At 63.8% G+C, this 16573-nt stretch carries 20 protein-coding genes; 7 read left to right on the top strand and 13 right to left on the bottom strand.

The annotated features are described in order from the left end of the window. Positions 1-10: 10 nt before the first annotated feature. Entirely contained in the window at positions 11-436 is a 426-nt protein-coding gene (locus tag SZ63_RS11995) for a hypothetical protein (RefSeq protein WP_048185704.1), read from the bottom strand. A gap of 101 nt (positions 437-537) precedes the next feature. On the opposite strand from SZ63_RS11995, the gene SZ63_RS11990 reads away from it, so the two are divergent. The 3 genes from SZ63_RS11990 to budA all read left to right on the top strand — a co-directional run bounded on the left by SZ63_RS11990 (position 538) and on the right by budA (position 2497). Continuing rightward, complete coding sequence (locus SZ63_RS11990) at positions 538-1080, top strand: HEAT repeat domain-containing protein (protein WP_048185702.1); 543 nt, start codon at positions 538-540, stop codon at positions 1078-1080. A gap of 158 nt (positions 1081-1238) precedes the next feature. Beyond that, positions 1239-1673 carry a nucleoside deaminase gene (locus SZ63_RS11985; protein ID WP_048185699.1) on the top strand — a complete coding sequence of 145 codons (435 nt, stop codon included), beginning with the start codon at positions 1239-1241 and terminating at the stop codon, positions 1671-1673. Positions 1674-1681: 8 nt separating this feature from the next. Beyond that, positions 1682-2497, top strand: a complete 816-nt coding sequence (gene budA, locus SZ63_RS11980; RefSeq protein ID WP_052959156.1) for an acetolactate decarboxylase — start codon at positions 1682-1684, stop codon at positions 2495-2497. A 254-nt stretch (positions 2498-2751) separates the two neighbouring features. Here the strand turns inward: budA and SZ63_RS11975 are convergent, their stop codons facing one another. The 4 genes from SZ63_RS11975 to SZ63_RS11960 all read right to left on the bottom strand — a co-directional run bounded on the left by SZ63_RS11975 (position 2752) and on the right by SZ63_RS11960 (position 5739). Further along, entirely contained in the window at positions 2752-3201 is a 450-nt protein-coding gene (locus SZ63_RS11975) for a universal stress protein (RefSeq protein ID WP_048185876.1), read from the bottom strand. Between the two features lie 5 nt (positions 3202-3206). Then, positions 3207-4529 (bottom strand): ArsB/NhaD family transporter, encoded by a 1323-nt coding sequence (locus SZ63_RS11970; protein ID WP_048185696.1) that lies wholly within the window; start codon positions 4527-4529, stop codon positions 3207-3209. A gap of 11 nt (positions 4530-4540) precedes the next feature. Then, the gene (locus SZ63_RS11965; protein ID WP_048185694.1) at positions 4541-5083 is read right to left on the bottom strand and encodes a universal stress protein; all 543 of its coding nucleotides are present in this window, start codon (positions 5081-5083) and stop codon (positions 4541-4543) included. A 116-nt stretch (positions 5084-5199) separates the two neighbouring features. Next, positions 5200-5739: an archaemetzincin family Zn-dependent metalloprotease gene (locus SZ63_RS11960; RefSeq protein WP_048185692.1), complete on the bottom strand. Its 540-nt coding sequence runs from the start codon at positions 5737-5739 to the stop codon at positions 5200-5202. A gap of 17 nt (positions 5740-5756) precedes the next feature. Between SZ63_RS11960 and SZ63_RS11955 the strand changes: the two genes are divergently transcribed. Then, positions 5757-6164 carry a UPF0146 family protein gene (locus tag SZ63_RS11955; RefSeq protein ID WP_048185690.1) on the top strand — a complete coding sequence of 136 codons (408 nt, stop codon included), beginning with the start codon at positions 5757-5759 and terminating at the stop codon, positions 6162-6164. A gap of 96 nt (positions 6165-6260) precedes the next feature. Here SZ63_RS11955 and SZ63_RS11950 read toward each other — a convergent pair whose 3' ends face one another. After that, positions 6261-7625 (bottom strand): replication factor C large subunit, encoded by a 1365-nt coding sequence (locus tag SZ63_RS11950; protein ID WP_048185688.1) that lies wholly within the window; start codon positions 7623-7625, stop codon positions 6261-6263. Between the two features lie 223 nt (positions 7626-7848). On the opposite strand from SZ63_RS11950, the gene SZ63_RS11945 reads away from it, so the two are divergent. From SZ63_RS11945 to SZ63_RS11935, 3 genes are all read left to right on the top strand, one after another. Further along, positions 7849-8859 (top strand): methanogenesis marker 2 protein, encoded by a 1011-nt coding sequence (locus tag SZ63_RS11945; RefSeq protein WP_048185687.1) that lies wholly within the window; start codon positions 7849-7851, stop codon positions 8857-8859. Beyond that, entirely contained in the window at positions 8850-9611 is a 762-nt protein-coding gene (mtxX, locus tag SZ63_RS11940; protein ID WP_048185686.1) for a methanogenesis marker protein Mmp4/MtxX, read from the top strand. Before SZ63_RS11945 ends, mtxX begins: the two co-directional genes overlap by 10 nt. 186 nt (positions 9612-9797) lie before the next feature. Beyond that, entirely contained in the window at positions 9798-10004 is a 207-nt protein-coding gene (locus SZ63_RS11935) for a histone family protein (protein WP_011843678.1), read from the top strand. Between the two features lie 318 nt (positions 10005-10322). Here the strand turns inward: SZ63_RS11935 and hisB are convergent, their stop codons facing one another. Genes hisB through SZ63_RS11900 form a run of 7 tightly spaced genes read right to left on the bottom strand, consistent with a single transcriptional unit; the run spans position 10323 to position 16571 of the window. After that, a complete protein-coding gene (gene hisB / locus SZ63_RS11930) occupies positions 10323-10904 on the bottom strand; it encodes an imidazoleglycerol-phosphate dehydratase HisB (protein WP_048185685.1) in 582 nt (193 codons plus the stop codon). Further along, entirely contained in the window at positions 10891-11610 is a 720-nt protein-coding gene (hisA, locus tag SZ63_RS11925; RefSeq protein WP_048185684.1) for a 1-(5-phosphoribosyl)-5-[(5-phosphoribosylamino)methylideneamino]imidazole-4-carboxamide isomerase, read from the bottom strand. Before hisA ends, hisB begins: the two co-directional genes overlap by 14 nt. Positions 11611-11614: 4 nt before the next feature. Next, positions 11615-12517: an ATP phosphoribosyltransferase gene (hisG, locus tag SZ63_RS11920; RefSeq protein WP_048185682.1), complete on the bottom strand. Its 903-nt coding sequence runs from the start codon at positions 12515-12517 to the stop codon at positions 11615-11617. Positions 12518-12550: 33 nt separating this feature from the next. Then, the gene (locus SZ63_RS11915) at positions 12551-13753 is read right to left on the bottom strand and encodes a methionine adenosyltransferase (RefSeq protein ID WP_048185680.1); all 1203 of its coding nucleotides are present in this window, start codon (positions 13751-13753) and stop codon (positions 12551-12553) included. 60 nt (positions 13754-13813) lie between these two features. Further along, positions 13814-14626: a DNA integrity scanning protein DisA nucleotide-binding domain protein gene (locus SZ63_RS11910; protein ID WP_048185678.1), complete on the bottom strand. Its 813-nt coding sequence runs from the start codon at positions 14624-14626 to the stop codon at positions 13814-13816. Further along, complete coding sequence (gene sucD / locus SZ63_RS11905) at positions 14623-15489, bottom strand: succinate--CoA ligase subunit alpha (protein ID WP_048185676.1); 867 nt, start codon at positions 15487-15489, stop codon at positions 14623-14625. Before sucD ends, SZ63_RS11910 begins: the two co-directional genes overlap by 4 nt. Further along, the gene (locus SZ63_RS11900) at positions 15486-16571 is read right to left on the bottom strand and encodes a succinate--CoA ligase subunit beta (RefSeq protein ID WP_048185674.1); all 1086 of its coding nucleotides are present in this window, start codon (positions 16569-16571) and stop codon (positions 15486-15488) included. The genes sucD and SZ63_RS11900 overlap by 4 nt, the downstream gene beginning before the upstream one ends. Between the last annotated feature and the right edge of the window lie 2 nt (positions 16572-16573).

Here is a 16573-nt window from a genome sequence, read left to right as displayed (position 1 = left end):
AAAAGAGAGTTCAGGACGCGGTCTGGACATCTTCCAGCGTGAGTTCGTCCAGAAACGGCATCAGCCCTTTGACGTAGGGTATGAGTTTGCCCTCCTCTGTCCCGAGCTCCCCGTAGGCCACGACTTCGATGACCAGCGGGAGCTCGTCCAGGCGCCGGGTGAAGAGGGGGTCCTGCTCCGCGGCGTACCGGAGGAACGCGTTCAGGTTGACGAACGGGCGCTCCAGGTCGGGAACGTCGTCGTATTCCTGCAGGTCTTCCCGGAGCGTGGAGTCCCTGGCCAGGTCCTCCTCGAAGTAGAGGAAGACGTGGAAGTTGTGGCGGCGACCCATTGCATCGAGGTCTCTGATATCGATCTTCGCTCCGGCAACGACACCGAGACGTTCCAGTTCCGGGGGAAACGTCGTCCCCTCCGGTGTAACCGTCGGACTCTCCATACTATGGTGAAGGCAGGGAGAGTAGAAAAATGCACCCCTGTGAGCATCTCCCGTGGCAAAACCTTATGCCCGGCCGCCCCCAGTTGGGCGTGAGGTGGCCTATGGCAGGGAGGGATCCGCCGGTGCCGGGGGGAGAGACCGAGAGTCTCGATAGGGAGAAGGTACTCCACAGGCACCTTTCGATGCTTGCGTCCGGGAATCTCAATGAACGGTGGCGGGCTGCGGAGGCGCTCGGGGAACTCGGCGACAGCCGCGCGGTACGGCCGCTCATCGAGGCGCTGGAGGACGAATACGTCGAAGTACGGTGGAAAGCGGCGAAAGCGCTCGGGCTCCTGGATGGGCGCGAACCTGTTCTCCCGCTGATAGGGAGCCTGGAAGACGACAGTCCCTGGGTTCGGGTGGGGGCGGCCTGGGCGCTCGGGAAGATCGGTGATCCCCGGGCGGTCGAGCCGTTGATCCGGCTGCTCGACGATAGAAAACCCCGGGTCAGGAGGATGGCGGCCTGGGCGCTCGGCCGGATAGGCAACCCGCAGGCCCGTGAACCCCTTTTACGCCTCCTCGGGGATGCCGACCGCGACGTCAGGATTGCCGGCAGGCAGGCGCTCGACGAGATCGGAACCGAGCGGGAGATCCCGAGCGTTTGAAGGGGCGGCGGCTCCCCTGACCGGATCCTTCGCCCGCCGGTGTCCCGAACTGCCGTTCCCGTCCCGTATGCGTTTATCATCCAGGAACGTCTTCTTATACTTGATAGGGTGTTGCAGCCGGTTTGTCCACGGAATTGAGCGCCCGGGAGGAGATTCACATGGATATATTCATGAAGTGCGCCGTAAACGAGGCGGAAACGGGCCTGCGGGAAGGCGGAATACCCATCGGCTCGGTGCTGGTGCGCGACGGCCGGATCATCGGGCGGGGCCGGAACCGGCGCGTCCAGAACGACGACCCCGTGCTCCACGCAGAGATCGACTGTCTGAGAAACGCCGGCAGGGTCCGCAACTACGCGGAGTGCACGCTCTACTCCACGCTGATGCCCTGCTACCTCTGCGCGGGAGCGGCCGTCCAGTTCGGGATCGGGAAGGTCGTGGCCGGCGAATCGGCGAATTTCGCGGGAGCGCGGGAGTTCCTCGAGTCGCACGGGGTCGAGGTGCTCGACCTGGATCTCGACGTCTGCAAGGAGATGATGGGCACGTTCATCGAGCAGCATCCCGACCTCTGGTACGAGGATATCGGGGAGTTGTGAGGCGGATCATGGCCGGGGACAGGTTGTTCCGTTACATCGTCGTTGCCGCCGCCGCCCTCATCGTCGGGGCCTGCATCGGCCTCGCCGCCGCTCCCCTCCCGCCCGTGCCGGAGGGAGGAGCCGACAGGGATACGCTCTTTCAGGTCTCGACCATCGACGCGCTCCTCCAGGGAACCTACGACGGCAGCATGACGTTCGACGAGCTCGCGAGGCACGGAGACTTCGGGATCGGGTGCGGCGATCGGCTCGACGGGGAACTGATCGGCGTCGACGGCGAGTGGTACCTGATCCGGGTCGACGGGCGGGCCTATCCGGTTGCCGGGAATGCGACGACGCCGTTCGCGGTCGCGACTTTCTTCGATTCGGACATGACGGTCCCGATCGACGCGCCGATGAACCTGACCGCTCTCGAGAGCCGGGTGCAGGCGGAGCTCCCCTCGAAGAATCTCTTCTACGCGATCAGGGTGGACGGCACCTTCCCGCATCTGGTGACCCGGAGCGTGCCCGCCCAGGAGAAGCCGTACCCGCGGCTCGCCGATGTGACGGCGAACCAGACGGTCTTTACGTTCGAGAACGTCACCGGAACCGCCGTCGGGTTCTGGACGCCGGCACTGGCGAAAGGGGTCAACGTCCCCGGCTACCACCTTCACTTCATCACCGGCGACCGCACCGCCGGCGGCCACGTGCTCGATATGGTCCTGGCGGAGGGCACCGTGCAGGTCGACACCACGACAAACTTCACCATGGCGCTCCCGGCGAGCGGTGACTTCTGGACGGTCGACCTCTCGGGAGACCTCTCGGGAGACCTTGAGCAGGTGGAATGAGCCCGAGGGACCACTTTTTTCTCGCACCTGATGGTGCTTGAGTTCTGGTTTTCACGACCTGTTTCCGGATAAGGCTACAGGCCTCACGCGAAGAGCGACGGATGTCTCATCCGGAGCGTAACTCACAATCAACTTGGTCTTCGCGTTCTTCACGGCTTCGCGTGAGATGGTGGGGCTGAGCAACGATACGGTCTCACGCGAAGGACGCGAAGCCGCGAAGGGAACTCCGCATCACCGCGGCCAAAAAAAAAATGTTAGCGGACGACGAGCAGCGGCGGTCTGACCGCGCCGCCGATCTGCTCGAGCAGGGCGCTGATCCGGGACTTTCCGCTCCTGCCGAAAGCGCCCATGACGATCAGCCCGTATTCGCCGGAGTTCGCCTCCTTAAGGATCTCCTCCCTGATTGACCCCTCGACGATCTTTGACGAGCACTGAACCTTCTCCCCCTGGTAGCGGGCGAGGATGCTGTTCTGGTCGTCCTCGATGCTCTTTCGCATATCTTTCCATATCCGCCCCTCGTAGCCCTTCAACTGCTCGCAGATCCCGCTCTGGGCGCAGAAGTTGAACGCCATCGCCTTGGCCTCCGCGATATCCAGCACCGAGAAGAGGACTACCTCGGCATTCTTCCGCTTTGCCAGTCCAATCGCATGCAGAGCCGCTTTCTGGCTCCACTTCGAACCATCGATAAGCACGAGAATCTTCATGTCGTTCACACCGCAAATTTCAGCCAGAGCATCACAAATCCTACCGCCACCGTCACGAAGAGCACCAGCATCCCTACCTTCAGGAAGTCGATGAACGTGATGCCGATCCCCTCGCGCTCGGCGATACCGATGACGACCACGTTTGCCGACGCCCCGATGGCGGTTCCGTTCCCCCCGAGGCATGCGCCGAGGGCGAGCGCCCACCAGAGCGGGTAGACGTCCATCGTCGCCCCCAGGTCGTGGATGAGCGGGATCATCGCCGCAGTGAGGGGGATGTTATCCACGATCGCCGAGGCGATCGCGGCGAACCATGCCACGATGAACATCGCCTCCCCGGTCGATCCGACGTTCTCGATCATGATCGAGGCGATGCTCGAGATGATGCCGGTCTCGACCAGGGCGCCGACGATGATGAAGAGCCCGCCGAAGAAGAAGAGAGCCGGCCACTCGATCTTCTCGAATATCTCCTCCGGCGACTGCCTGCTCCAGAAGAGGAGGATCGCCGCTCCGATGAGAGCCACCTCCGCGGGTTCGAGCCCCATCGCCGGGTCGACGAACGGCAGGACGACGTGCAGGATCTCTCCGATCCGGTCGTGGACAAAGAAGAGGAGGACCACGAAGGCGATGACGGTCACCGATTTGTTGAAGAGGGACCGATCGACGATCGCCGCCCGCTCGTCGAGACCGTTGAGCGTCCGGACCAATTCCTCCCTCTCTTCGGCGCTCACCCTCATCGATCTGCCGTAGATGACGTACATCATCAGGAGGAGGATCGCCATATCGACGACCATGATGGGCCCGAGATGGATGATGAACTCGTTGAACGTCAGCCCCGCAGACGACGCGATCATGATGTTCGGCGGGTCGCCGATGAGCGTCGCCGCCCCGCCGACGTTCGAGGAGAAGATCTCCGTGACCAGGAAGGGAATGGGGTTGAGGTTCATCACCCTCGCGACATAGAGGAGCATCGGGGTGAGGAGAAGGACCGTGGTGACGTTGTCGAGGAACGCGCTCACGATCGCCGTTACGAGCGCAAAGAGGACGAGAACCCTGATCGGGCTGCCTTTCGCGAGCTTTGCCGTCCGTATCGCGATGTATTCGAAGAGGCCGCTCCCGCGGGCGGTATTGACGATGATCATCATCCCGAGGAGCAGAAAGATCGTCCCGAAGTCGACGTGCTCGAGGAGCGCCTCCCAGGGGACGATCCCGACGAAGACCACGATCGCCGCACCGAGCATGGCGGCGACCGCCCGGTGGATCCGCTCGTCGATGATGAGCGCGTAGGTGAAGAGGAAGACCGCTACTGCGATCAGCGCCACTGCTTCCATCTATGCACCCGTCAGTAGATGAGCGCGGGGGTCTCCACCCGCTGGCAGATGCGCAGAACGATCGGGCTTACCGAGACGTCGGTCGACTCACCGTCGGCGTAGCGGCGGCAGAGCGCGACCATGTCGTGGTTCTTCGCCATCCGGACGACGTCGTCGCCCTTATGTCCGACAAACATCCGTGTCTGGGTCGAAAAGCCGTGTCCCTCGAGTTTGGCTGCGGTCCGTTCAAGGAGTTTTTGGCCGTACTCTTCCTTCTTTGCCCGGAACTCCTCCGTCGATTCACGGTCGAGCGCCTGCTCGAGGAGTTCGATCACCTCGGCATCCGTGATGTAGGCGAGCGAGATCGTGGCGTCGTAGGCGGAGAGCACGTCGATTGCTTCGTCGGTGATATCGTGAACGAAAAGGTCGAGCGGCACCAGGATCGACCGGACCTCCGGGACGAGCATCTCTTCGTCGGTCAACAGGAACTCGCTGTAGTCCTTCAGGACCGAGTCGTACCGCCTCCCGACGATATCTTTGAACTTTCGCTGGATCAAGGAAGAAGAGTATCCCATCGTGATCTAGGTTTCCCGGCACGCTCGTTTAATACTTTTGTCTGCCCGCTTCCTGTCGAAAAGCCGGAAGAGACTCGCCCGGTGGGAGTTAGCGGCAGCAGGGATCGGGCTTGCCGTCACCGCGTTGCCAGCGACGCGAGCGCCTCCCGGCAGTCCGGGCAGAGCATCTTTCTCTTCCGGTCCAGTTCGTCCAGGGTTCTCGGCCGGAACATGACGCATTCGGGGTCGGGGCAGTGATCGAGCCCGAGGAGGTGCCCGAGTTCGTGCGCGCCTTCTTTTGCCGTCCGGTCGATGAGGTCGCTGTCGTCCGGCATCCTGCCGTAGTAGTCGTTCCCGAGACGGGCGGTCGAGACGACGGCGACGCCGCATGCCGGTCGTGCGAGGCCGAAGACGAAGTCGCACCCGTTGACGTAGAGGTCGCGGGAGGTGACGAGCAGCAGGGGGCCGTCGATATCGTACCTGCGCGTGAGGGTGTCCTGCAGGCGATCCAGGATCTTTTGAGCATCGTGCTGGTCGCGGTTCCGGTCGTAGCCGTCGATGAGGAACGGGTATTCGACGAGTGCGGGCTCTTTCCCGAGGATCATCGCGATCATCCTGACGACCGGGAGTTCGATACCTTCCGGTGCCTGTGGGTCCCAAAGAATATTGATGCCCATTACCTAATCTCTGGGTAATGTGTCGGTATAAACATATTGAACGGAGTATCGGGGAGTATATCGCCGCCAGCTACCGGCGGGCCGTCGAGGTGGGTATCGGCAACAACCCTGAAGCTGCAAGGCTGATCAAGGCTGCCGGCGCCCTGATGCTCTGCACCGACATACGGCCGGGCATCCGGCACGACGGGCTCGACGTCGTGACCGACGATATATTCGAGCCGGATCTCCGGCTTTATGAGGGTGCGGACCTGATCTACGCCGTGAGGCCCGGCGTGGAGATGGTTCCGCCGCTGATCGCGCTTGCCGGCCGGATCGACAGCGATCTCCTGGTCTACCACCTGGGATGCGAGATCTACGAAGACGGCGGCGAGGTCGTGGACTGCGGCCCGGTTCTCCTTCATCGATACCGCCGGCGTGCCCCGTAGCGGAGCCGTTTCATCTCAACGTTATGGCGCCATGACCTCGCATGTGCATGGTGGCCTCGACCACCGGGCCTCTCAAAAAAAAGGGTTCTTTGTGAGTTAGAACAGCGTCGCCTGGCCCGGGGGCGGGTCCCGCCGGGATTCACCGGTATCGGCGGGCGGGTCGTCGTCCCGGGACTTTTTGCCTTTGCCGGCATCCTTCCCTTTGGCGGGGGCCTTCTTCGCCTTCGCTTTCTCCTCTTTTGCCACCTCTTTGACGACCTTCGTGGCCCGGGCTTTGTCGTGGATGAAGAGGTTCAGCTCGTCGGCGTCGAGCTCGAACTCGCGGACGTATTTCGCAGGGTCCTGCTCGACGAGGATGGTGATCGCGGTGAAGAAGTCTTCCCGGAGGGCATCCTGTGGGATGTGCGTCATCTCGCTGAGTTTCCGGGAGAGGCCCGCCCGGACCGCCTTCTGCTTCTTCGACGCCCCCATCTTCTGCCAGCGCGACGGCGGCATGATGCGGCCGTGGACGCCGTGCCCCCCGGCGGCGTCGGCGACGCCGAGGAGCATCACCGCGCTCGCGTAGCGCCAGAGGGTGTAGTACTGCCGCCGGTAGGTCCGGCCGATATACTCGTCCGCCCTCGCGAGGCAGGCGTAGCCCTTCGCCCGGGAGGCGAGGTCGGGCATGTGGTCGAGGTTCCCCTCGAGCCACTGCTCGACGGCGTCGGGGGTATCTTCGACCTCCACCGCCATGCGGAGCAGGTCGGCGTCTCTCTTCCCTTTGAAGGTCGCTCCGACAAGTTCGAAGATGGTCGAGCGCTCGTCCTTTGCGGAGGTGTGGACGTCGCCCGCCGCGAGGTGCTCCTTCCCGATCGCCGCGGCGTAGAGCATGTTCACCGCGGCCCGCATATCCCCGCCGGCGCGGTTCGCGATATCGTCGAGCGCGGCGGGATCGCATGCCACGCCTTCCGCGGCGCAGATCTGGCGGAGGCGGGGGACGATCGAGCGGGCCTGGAGCGCCCGGAACTGCACCGGCTCCGTGACCGCCTTGAGTTCTCTCGTGAGGGAGTAGTAGTCGTTTGCAATCAGGATGATCGGCTGCTGCGCCGCCGCAATGATCTCCACGATCGCCTTCGCCCCGCCCCGGTCGGCCTGCCCGTGCAGGTTGTCGGCCTCGTCCAGCAGGATGAGTTTGCGGCTCGCGCCGGAGAGGCTCGCCGTGGTGGAGCCCGAGCCCGCCACCTTCTCGAGGGCCGCTTTCGTCCGCTGGTCGGAGGCGTTCAGTTCCACCACCTCCCAGTTCATGTCGTTTGCAAGGGCGTAAGCGCTCGAGGTCTTGCCGGTACCGGGTTTTCCGTACAGGATGAGCGGCTTCTTCCGCCGCGACCAGTCCTGCGCCCACTCGTATATCTGCCTGACGGCGCCGGAGTTCCCCACGACATCCTGAAGGTGTTGCGGCCTGTACTTCTCCACCCAGTCCATACCCGACTATTCGACGCGATGCATCAAAAATGCCACCCCGGTGCGGATGCAAAACGATCCGAAGGACGCGTTGCAGCGGGGCCGCACCTGTCCCGGCCGGACGCCTGCCGGCAGTTCCCTTCCCGATAGGTTCCCGGAACGGAGTGCATAATACCGGTGAATCAAATACATTATCTCTGATGAGGCAGAATACCATAAAGAAACCTGGAGTGTTGGTGTTCTTGTGGTGAAGGATTGCTCCACCGATACGGTAGCACAGGCCGTCAGGGAATACGAAGGCGTCACCCGGAAGAAGGAGATCGGAGATATGATCCGGTCTCTCCGGATAGAGAGCCCCGACGTTGTCGCTTCGTTCGGTGAGGATGCCGCGGTCATCCGGCATAACGCAGAGGACGCGCTGCTTCTTGCGGCGGACGGTATCTGGAGCAAGTTGATGGAGGCGGACCCGTTCTGGGCGGGGTATTGCGCGGTGCTCGTGAACGTTCACGACATCGCCGCCATGGGCGGGAGGCCGGTTGCGATGGTCGATATCCTCTCCGTCACGAACGATCGGCTCCGCGACGAGGTGACCCGGGGCATGGTCGCGGCGTCCGCACAGTTCGGCGTCCCGATCGTGGGCGGGCACCTGCACCCGAATACGCCATACAGCGTCGTGGATGTGGCGATCCTCGGGACGGCCACGATGGACCAGATCATCTTCTCGGACACGGCAGAGGAGGGCGATGTGGTCGTCGCGGCGATAGACCTCGACGGCCGGGTGCACCCGTCGTGCTGCTTCAACTGGGACTCGGTCACGATGAAGCCGGCGGAAACGGTGCGGGCCCAGATCCGGGTGATGGAGGATCTCGGGAAGGAGCACCTGGTGACGGCCGGCAAGGACATCAGCAACCCGGGCGTCATCGGGACGCTCGGGATGCTCCTTGAGGTGAGCGGGAAGGGCGCGGTGATCGACCTCGAGGCGATACCCCGGCCGGATCTCTCGGCGATCGACCTCCCCTTCGAGCAGTGGGTGCGCATGTATCCCGGCATGGGGTTCATCCTGACCGTCAAACCCGAGAACGTGGAGGAGGTCCGCCGCCGGTTTGCCGATGTCGGGATCACCGCCGCCGCTATCGGGGAGGTTAACGGGAGCCGGAGGCTCTCCGTCAGGTACCTGGGCCGGGAGACGCAGGTCTTTGACCTGGACCAGGAAGGCATCATGCGCTTCTTCACCGAAGGAGGGGCATGCCGGTAACGGTCGGGCTTGGTGCGGCGTCCCCCGACGCGAAGATCCTCTCGACCGTCCGGGCGATCGGCCGGGAGGTCGATCTCATCCTTTTTTCCCCTCCGGGAACCGCCGGGTCGCTTGGTGATGCGGTTACGGTTGTCGAGTCCGTGGAGCCGGAGATCGCCCTCATCGAGGCTCTCTATGCCGGCAGGATCGATGCCGCCGTCAGGGGCACCCTGCCTGCGTCCTCCACCTTAAAAGCCCTCAAGCAGGCCGCAGGCGTCGACTGCCTCGAGCGAATCGCTCTCCTCGAGACCGCCGACGGGCGCCTCTTCCTCCTCGCCCCGGTCGGGGTCGACGAGGGCTGGACGGTCGAAGAAAAGGTACGGTTCGTCAAAATCGGCAGGGATATCGCCCGGAATTTCGGCCTCGCCGAAGGAGTGGCGATCCTCTCGGGAGGGCGGCTCGGGGATCTCGGGCGGCATCCGTCCGTCGACCGGACGATGGCGGATGCCGAGCTCGTCGCACGCCTGACCGGTGCGGAGCACACCGAGATCCTGATCGAGGAGGCGGCGGGAAGGTACGGGATGGTCGTGGCCCCCGACGGGATCTCGGGGAACCTGATCTTTCGCACGCTCACGTTCCTCGGAGCCGGGGCGGGGCATGGTGCTCCGGTGGTAAATATCGATAGAATTTTCGTGGATACGTCGCGCGCCTCTGCAGATTATACCAATGCAATAATGCTTGCGAAATCTCTGGTGCAATCAAAAAGTCCGTGATTTTTCCTCGGATTCCCTGTCGGGGCCCATATCTTGATTTTTTCAATCGGCACTGTTCCCTGCCGGTTATCGGGGTGCCCTGTCCAGACATACCCTCAATGGTAAAGAGAAACGCAAATTTCCGAGATTATCCCGAAACGTTTAAATATTAACTAATACACCTCTTTTTAGAGGTGGAATGAGATTATGGCAGATCTACCTATTGCTGCGGTTGTACGTATCGCAAAGAAGAATGGTGCTGAGAGAGTCGGCAGCGACGCCGCTGCCGCACTGGTTACCAAGGCTGAGGCGTACATCGCCGAGCTGACCAAGGAAGCCAACAGGCTTGCCCAGCACGCGGGACGCAAGACGATCAAGGCGGAAGACGTCGACCTCGCGGTTAAGTCCGCGTAAATCGACCTCTCTTTCCTTCTCTTTACCGGGGTCCGTTTGGGCCCCAATTAAGATCTTGCTTGGGCAGCATACATGCTCTCGTGATCGGCTGCCGTGATAGCGAGGATGAGGAGAGCATGTACTGTGTTTTGCTCCTGTGAGACCGGCAGACGGATCGCCGATGCACGTCAGACGTTCATATCCGCGATTCCAGCCCGGTTATGCCCTCATGCCGTGGACTTTCACGTTTGTTGAACGCAAGAGCCCCTACGGGCCGATATGTCGCTCCCCGGACGGCGGTTGTCTCCCCGAGAAAAAAAAGATTGATATCTGGCGGAGTCACAGCGTGCCTTTGGTGCTCGGCACGTCGCCTATAGAGGGGTCGATCGCCACGGCCGCTCTGAGCGCCCGGGCAAACGCCTTGAACGCCGCCTCGCAGATGTGGTGGTCGTTCCTGCCCGTGACCGTGATATGGGCGGTGATCCCGGCGTGGTTGCAGAGGCTGTAGAAGAAGTGTTCGATGAGATCGCCGGGGATGCCCCCCGGGCCCGCCGGCGAGAAACCGCACTCGAAGACCAGGTAGCCCCGGCCGCCCAGATCAAGCGCTACCCTGGCGAGCGCCTCGTCCATCGGGACGGCGGCGTCGGCGAACCGGGTGATCCCTCTCCCGTCGCCGACCGCTTCGGCGAGAGCCGTCCCGAGGACGATCCCGATATCCTCGACGGTGTGGTGGGCGTCCACGGCGAGGTCGCCGGCCGCGCGGACGGAAAGATCGAGCCGCCCGTGCCGGGCAAGCGATGTCAGCATGTGATCGAAGAACGGTATCCCTGTCTCGACGGTTCCTGCCCCGGTCCCGTCGAGATCGAGGGAGAGGGTGATATCGGTCTCCCGTGTCGTGCGGTGGATCTCACTCGTTCGCATGCGCCGCCTCCATGGCCTCCGGGAGCCGCACCTTCCCGGCGTAGAGGGCGGACCCGAGGACCGCCCCTGCCGCTCCGGCTTCCCGGAGCGTCGCGACGTCTTCGGGGCTCGATATCCCGCCCGAGACGACGACCGGAACCTTCACCCGATGGAGGAGTTCCGTCACGGGCTCGATGGCGATCCCCTGCTGGAGCCCCTCCACGTCCACGTTCGTGTAGAGGAGCGAGCCCGCGCCGAGGCTCTCGAACCGCTCCGCCCAGGAGAGGTAACTGCCCGCCGGGCGCTCCCACCCCTCGATCATCACCTCGCCGGCCCGGGCGTCGACGCCCGCCATCACCCGCTCGCCGCCGAATTCTTCGGCAAGCGTCCGGATCATCTCCGGCTCCCGGACGGCCTGGGTCGAGACGATCACCCGGTCGACGCCGGCGTCGAGCCACCCCGCGGCATCCTCCACGCTCCTGATGCCGCCGCCGAGTTCGACGAACGTCTCCGTCTCGCGGGTGAAGGCCCGGATCAGGTCGGCGTTTTTGCGCGCGCGGCCGAACGCCCCGTCCAGGTTGACGACGTGCAGGCCGTCCGCTCCCTCATCAAGCCACCGGTGCGCCCAGGCGGCCGGATCGCCGTAGACCGTCGCCGCCTCCGGCCGCCCCTGCACAAGCTGCACGCACCGCCCGTCCAGGATATCAACTGCAGGATAGATCTCCATGCTCTCAGCGTATGATCCGTTCGATGGGCATGACTAATATGTCTTTTGCGCCGGCCCGCTTTAACTGGTTGATTAACTGATAGACCCGCTCTTCTTTTACGACAGCGTGAACGGCGACCAGATTCTCGTCGGAAGCCACGTCCATCACCGTCGGGCCGGAGAGGCCGGGCAGCACCTCCCGCACGTCCGCAAGCGCGCTTTTGTGGACGTTCATCATCAGGTAGCACTGCCCCTTCGCCCGGATGACGCTCTCGAGGGCGAGGGCAAGCTCGTCGATCTTCTCGCGCTTGGCCGTGAGCGAGGCCGGGTTCGCCACCAGGATAGTCGTGGAAGCAAGCACCTCGTCGACGACGCGGAGGTGGTTCGTGCGGAGTGTCGTCCCCGAGGAGGAGAGGTCGACGATGGCGTCGGCGATCCCGAGGTGCGGCGTCGCTTCGCATGCCCCGCCGACGGTCACCACCGTCACGGCGACCCCGTGCCCGGCGAAGAACGCGCGGGTGATCGCCGGGAACTCGGTCGCCACCTTTGCGCCTGCAAGGTCGGCGACGGTCTCGACGTCCGACTCCTCCGGCACGGCGACGACGAGCGTGGCCCTCCCCGTCTGGAGGTCGAGAACCTGTTCGACCACTGAACCCCGCTCCATGACCATATCCTTCCCGGTAATGCCGAGATCGGCGACGCCGCTCGCCACGTACTCCGGTATGTCGATCGGGCGGGCGAAGAGGATCTCCACGTTCGGATCGCGGGTCCGGGTGATGAGCCTTCGCTCGCTGCCGCCTTCGGCCAGGTGGAGGCCGCTCTTCTCGATCAACTCGTTGATGGGCCCGGAGATCCTCCCTTTGTTCGGGATGGCGAGACGAACGAGCCCGGGTCCGGGCACGGGGTGCCGGGGTGACGGTTTACTCATGGGTTGCAACAACTCCAGAATATTGAGAGAGGGTTAGAAGGTAGAGAGTTCTCCCCTGATAACCTTCTCGGTGATGGTGGGGGTCTTCTCCAGCCATTCGTCGATGATCGCCTCGATATCGGGCTTGACGGAGTTGATGTTGACGCCCGGTTTCGTGAGGATCTGGGCGCTCGCCACGTGCGGCTGGTCGATCGGGTAGCCGATCTGGGAGAGCATACGGACGTACATCTCCTCGATCCCGTCGACCTTCGCGACGCAGTCCTGCGCGATCTGGGTCGCGAGGAGGTTGTAGATCTTGCCGATGTGGTTGATCGGGTTCTTGCCGCTCGTCGCTTCCATGCTCATCGGGCGGTTCGGGGTGATCAGCCCGTTGGCGCGGTTGCCGCGGCCGACCGAGCCGTCGTCGCCCATCTCGGCGGAGGTGCCCGAGACCGTCAGGAAGACGCTGGCGACCTCGAGGTCGTCGGCGGTGTTGATGGCGACGTTGACCGATCTCCTGGTGAACTGTTTTGCGACCGCCGCGATCTGCTCCGTCAGGAAGTTCTTCTGCTCGATGTACTCGGCGATGCCCGAGCAGTAGCGGTCCACGAACGCCATCGCGATCGTGAGGGTGATGGCGTCGCCGTCACGCAGGCACATGATCTTGCAGTCCTGGCCGATGACGGGATACTTCGGGCGGAGCGTATCGTCGATGAACGCGGCGACGCCCCTGACGATACTCTCCGCCTCGCTGAACGGCGCGTGCCCGACACCGAACGAAGTATCGTTCGCCCGCGGGACCTTCCCCTCGCAGGAGCGGAAGACGTCCTGCAGGTCGGTCGACCCCTTGCCCATCCGGCAGTCGACGATGACGTCGCGGTCCATGTTGATGGTGGGGAGGATACTCTTGATGTAGTCCCGTGCGGCCTCGACGGCGATTGCGTCCGCAGGGATGTTTATGCCGTTGAAGGTCTTCGTGGCCCGTCCCGATATGAGGAAGTAGATCGGCTTTGTGATCGTGCCGCCGCCGAACTTCGGAAGCGATTCGCCCGCAACGACCTCGCCCTGGTCGGTGTTGTGGTGCAGGACGCTGCCGCACTCTTCCAGATACGACCTGCTGAGCGCCCGGCTGATCGACTCCGCGATGCCGTCCGCGAGACTGTCCGGGTGCCCGAGGCACTTGCGCTCCACCAGTTCTATCCGCTGCTTCTCGATCGGGATCTGGTCAAGCCCTTCTACGCTGATGTTCCTGGTCATCAAATCCACCGTAGTTCTAAAGTATGATAAGAGAAATGATTGCAATTCATATAACCATTTCTAACCGTCACTACGGAGGCGGATGTCGGAACGGATGCTGATCTTGCAGTTTCCATCCCTGAAGATGCGCACCATCCCCCCGCTCTCGGAGACCGTGATGCCAATGACCGGGATCTCGTGGGTGATGGACGCGGTCGCGCGGTGCCTCCCCCCAAGGCCGCCGGGAAGGGAGATCCCCCGCCCCGTGACGTCCAGGTAGCGGCCCGCCGCCCGCACCTCGCCGGTCTTATCGATGACGAAGACGCCGTCGAGCTGGGCGAACTCTTTGACGCTCTCCCAGTTGTCCCGGTTCTTGATGTCCCGGAGTGTTCCGGGCTGCCCCTGGTAGGGGTTGAGGATCGCCTGGTGGGAGTGCCGGAAGATCTCCTCCGGGTCGCCGATGATGAACGCGGTGCCGATGGCTCTCCCCTCCCTCCCCTCGACCGCGATCTCGAGGGCGAGCGTGAGGGCCGAATGGAGCACCTCGCGGGGGACGATGTCGGAGAAGTCCTTTAAGTTGATGAAGTTCTTCCCCTCCTCGATGTCGTAGAGGATGACGGCGTAGGGGAAGACGCCGACGACGAGGCCGGTCTCAAGGTTGCGCCGGAGGTAGAGGTGGACGGCGGCGTCGAGCATGTGCCGCTCGCTCACCTCCAGGATGTCGTGCATGGTGAGGTCTTTCAAGACGTCGAGCTGGAGTTCCTGCACCCGGATGATCGGGATATCAGGCACCTTCGCGAGAACCGGGGCCGGTTCGACGAACGAGACGACCGCCCGCGCCCCGATCTTCTCCGCCACTTCGCAGGCGGTTGCAAGCATCAGGTCGCCGTTCATAACACCTCGCGGATCAGTTTCGGTATCTCCGAAGGACGGGACGCGACGGGGATCTCGAGGGCGCGGAGCCGACTGACCTTGGACCGGGCGTCGCCCTCGCCGCCCTCGATGATCGCGCCCGCGTGGCCCATCCTCTTCTCGGGCGGGGCGCTCACGCCGGCGATGTAGGTGACGACCGGAAGATCGGTCGACCGGACGCCCTCCTCCTCCAGGTTGCCGCCCACCTCGCCGATGACGACGACCGCCTTCGTGTGGGGATCCTCCTCGAACCGGGCGAGGACGTCGACGAACGTCTGGCCGATCACCGGGTCACCGCCGATCCCGACGACCGTGCTCTGGCCGATGCCGGCGCGGGTGAGCTCGTCGACCACCTCGTAGGTGAGGGTGCCGCTCCGGGAGACGACGCCGACGTTGCCGCGGCGGGCGAGATGGGCCGGCATGATCCCGAGTTTGCACTCGCCGGGCGAGAGGAGCCCCGGGCAGTTCGGGCCGATGACCGTGCAGTCGTGGAGTTTCGCGTAGGCGATGGCCGACATAGCGTCGTGAACCGGGATGTGCTCGGTGATGACGACCGCAAGCTCGATCCCCGCGTGCGCCGCTTCCATGACCGCGTCGCCGGCGGCGCCTGCCGGGACGAAGACGACGCTTGCGGTCGCTTCGTGCTCGGCGAGCGCTTCCCTGACGGTGTTGTAGACGGGTACACCGTGAACCTCCCGGCCGGCCTTCCCTGGCGCGACCCCGGCGACGACGCCCCGTCCCCCGACCTCGCGGGCGTAGGCGTTCATCAGTTCCGTGTGGAACGTGCCCTGCCTGCCGGTGATGTTCTGGACGATCACGCCGAGATTTTTATCTCCGTAGATCATGGTGAGACCTCCATCGCCGCCTTCACGGCCGTGTCCATGCTATCGAGCATCCGGTAGCCGCATTCGGCGAGCAGACGCCGGCCTTCCTCCTCGTTCGTCCCGGCCATCCGGACGATGACCGTCGGCGCGACGCCGGCGGCGATGATCCCCTTCGCCACCTCGTCGCACCGGGTGATGCCGCCGAGGAGGTTGACGACGATCACGTTCACCCCGGGCATGCTCGCGACGAGTTTGACGGCGTGCATCACGCGCTCCTGGTCGGCGCCGCCCCCGACGTCGAGGAAGTTCGCCGCCCGCCCGTTGTAGAACTCGATGAGATCGAGCGTCGACATCGTGAGCCCGGCGCCGTTGCCGATGACCCCGATGCTCCCGTCCAGCTCCACGTAGGAGAACCCATGCTTCTCGGCCTCGCGCTCGCGTTCCGAGAGGTCGCGGTTGACGGTTATCCCCTGGCGGGCGAGGGCGTTGTCGTCGACGATCAGTTTCGCGTCCGCCGCGTAGACCCCCCGCGCCGTCGTCACCAGGGGATTGATCTCCGCGAGCATGGCATCCTTCCCCTGGAATACGTGGTAGAGGCTGTTGATGACCGGCGCGAGTTCCTTCGGCGCGCCGCCGAGGAGTTCCCGCATCAGAAACGGCGGGATGTCCGAGAGGAGAGGGGATACGATGACTCTCCGTACGGCGGACTCGTCCTCTTCTGCCATCTTCTCGATCTCCACCCCGCCGGCGTCGGCGAAGAGCACCACCGGCTGCCTGCTCGACCGGTCGACGGCGATGCTGACGTAATACTCGTGCTCGATGGGGAGACGCTCCTCGACGAGGATCTCCCCGACCGGGACGCCCTTGATCTCCCGGGAGAAGAGTTCCCGGGCGGTCTCTACCGCCGTCTTTGCGTCAGCAAAAAGGACGCCGCCGGCCTTGCCGCGCCCGCCGACGTCCACCTGCGCCTTCAGCACCACGCCGTCGCCGAGGTCCGGCAGGTGCGCCGCGACCTCCTCCGGCGCCCGTATGACGACCCCTTTCGGGACCGGTATCCCGTACTCTGCAAAGACCCGTTTTGCCTCGTATTCCAGTAGTTTCATAG

It is taken from the genome of Methanoculleus sediminis (assembly GCF_001017125.1).
Lineage (GTDB): Archaea > Halobacteriota > Methanomicrobia > Methanomicrobiales > Methanoculleaceae > Methanoculleus > Methanoculleus sediminis.
The sequence above is the reverse complement of the archived record's forward strand: the minus strand, read 5'-3'. Positions and strand labels throughout refer to the sequence as shown.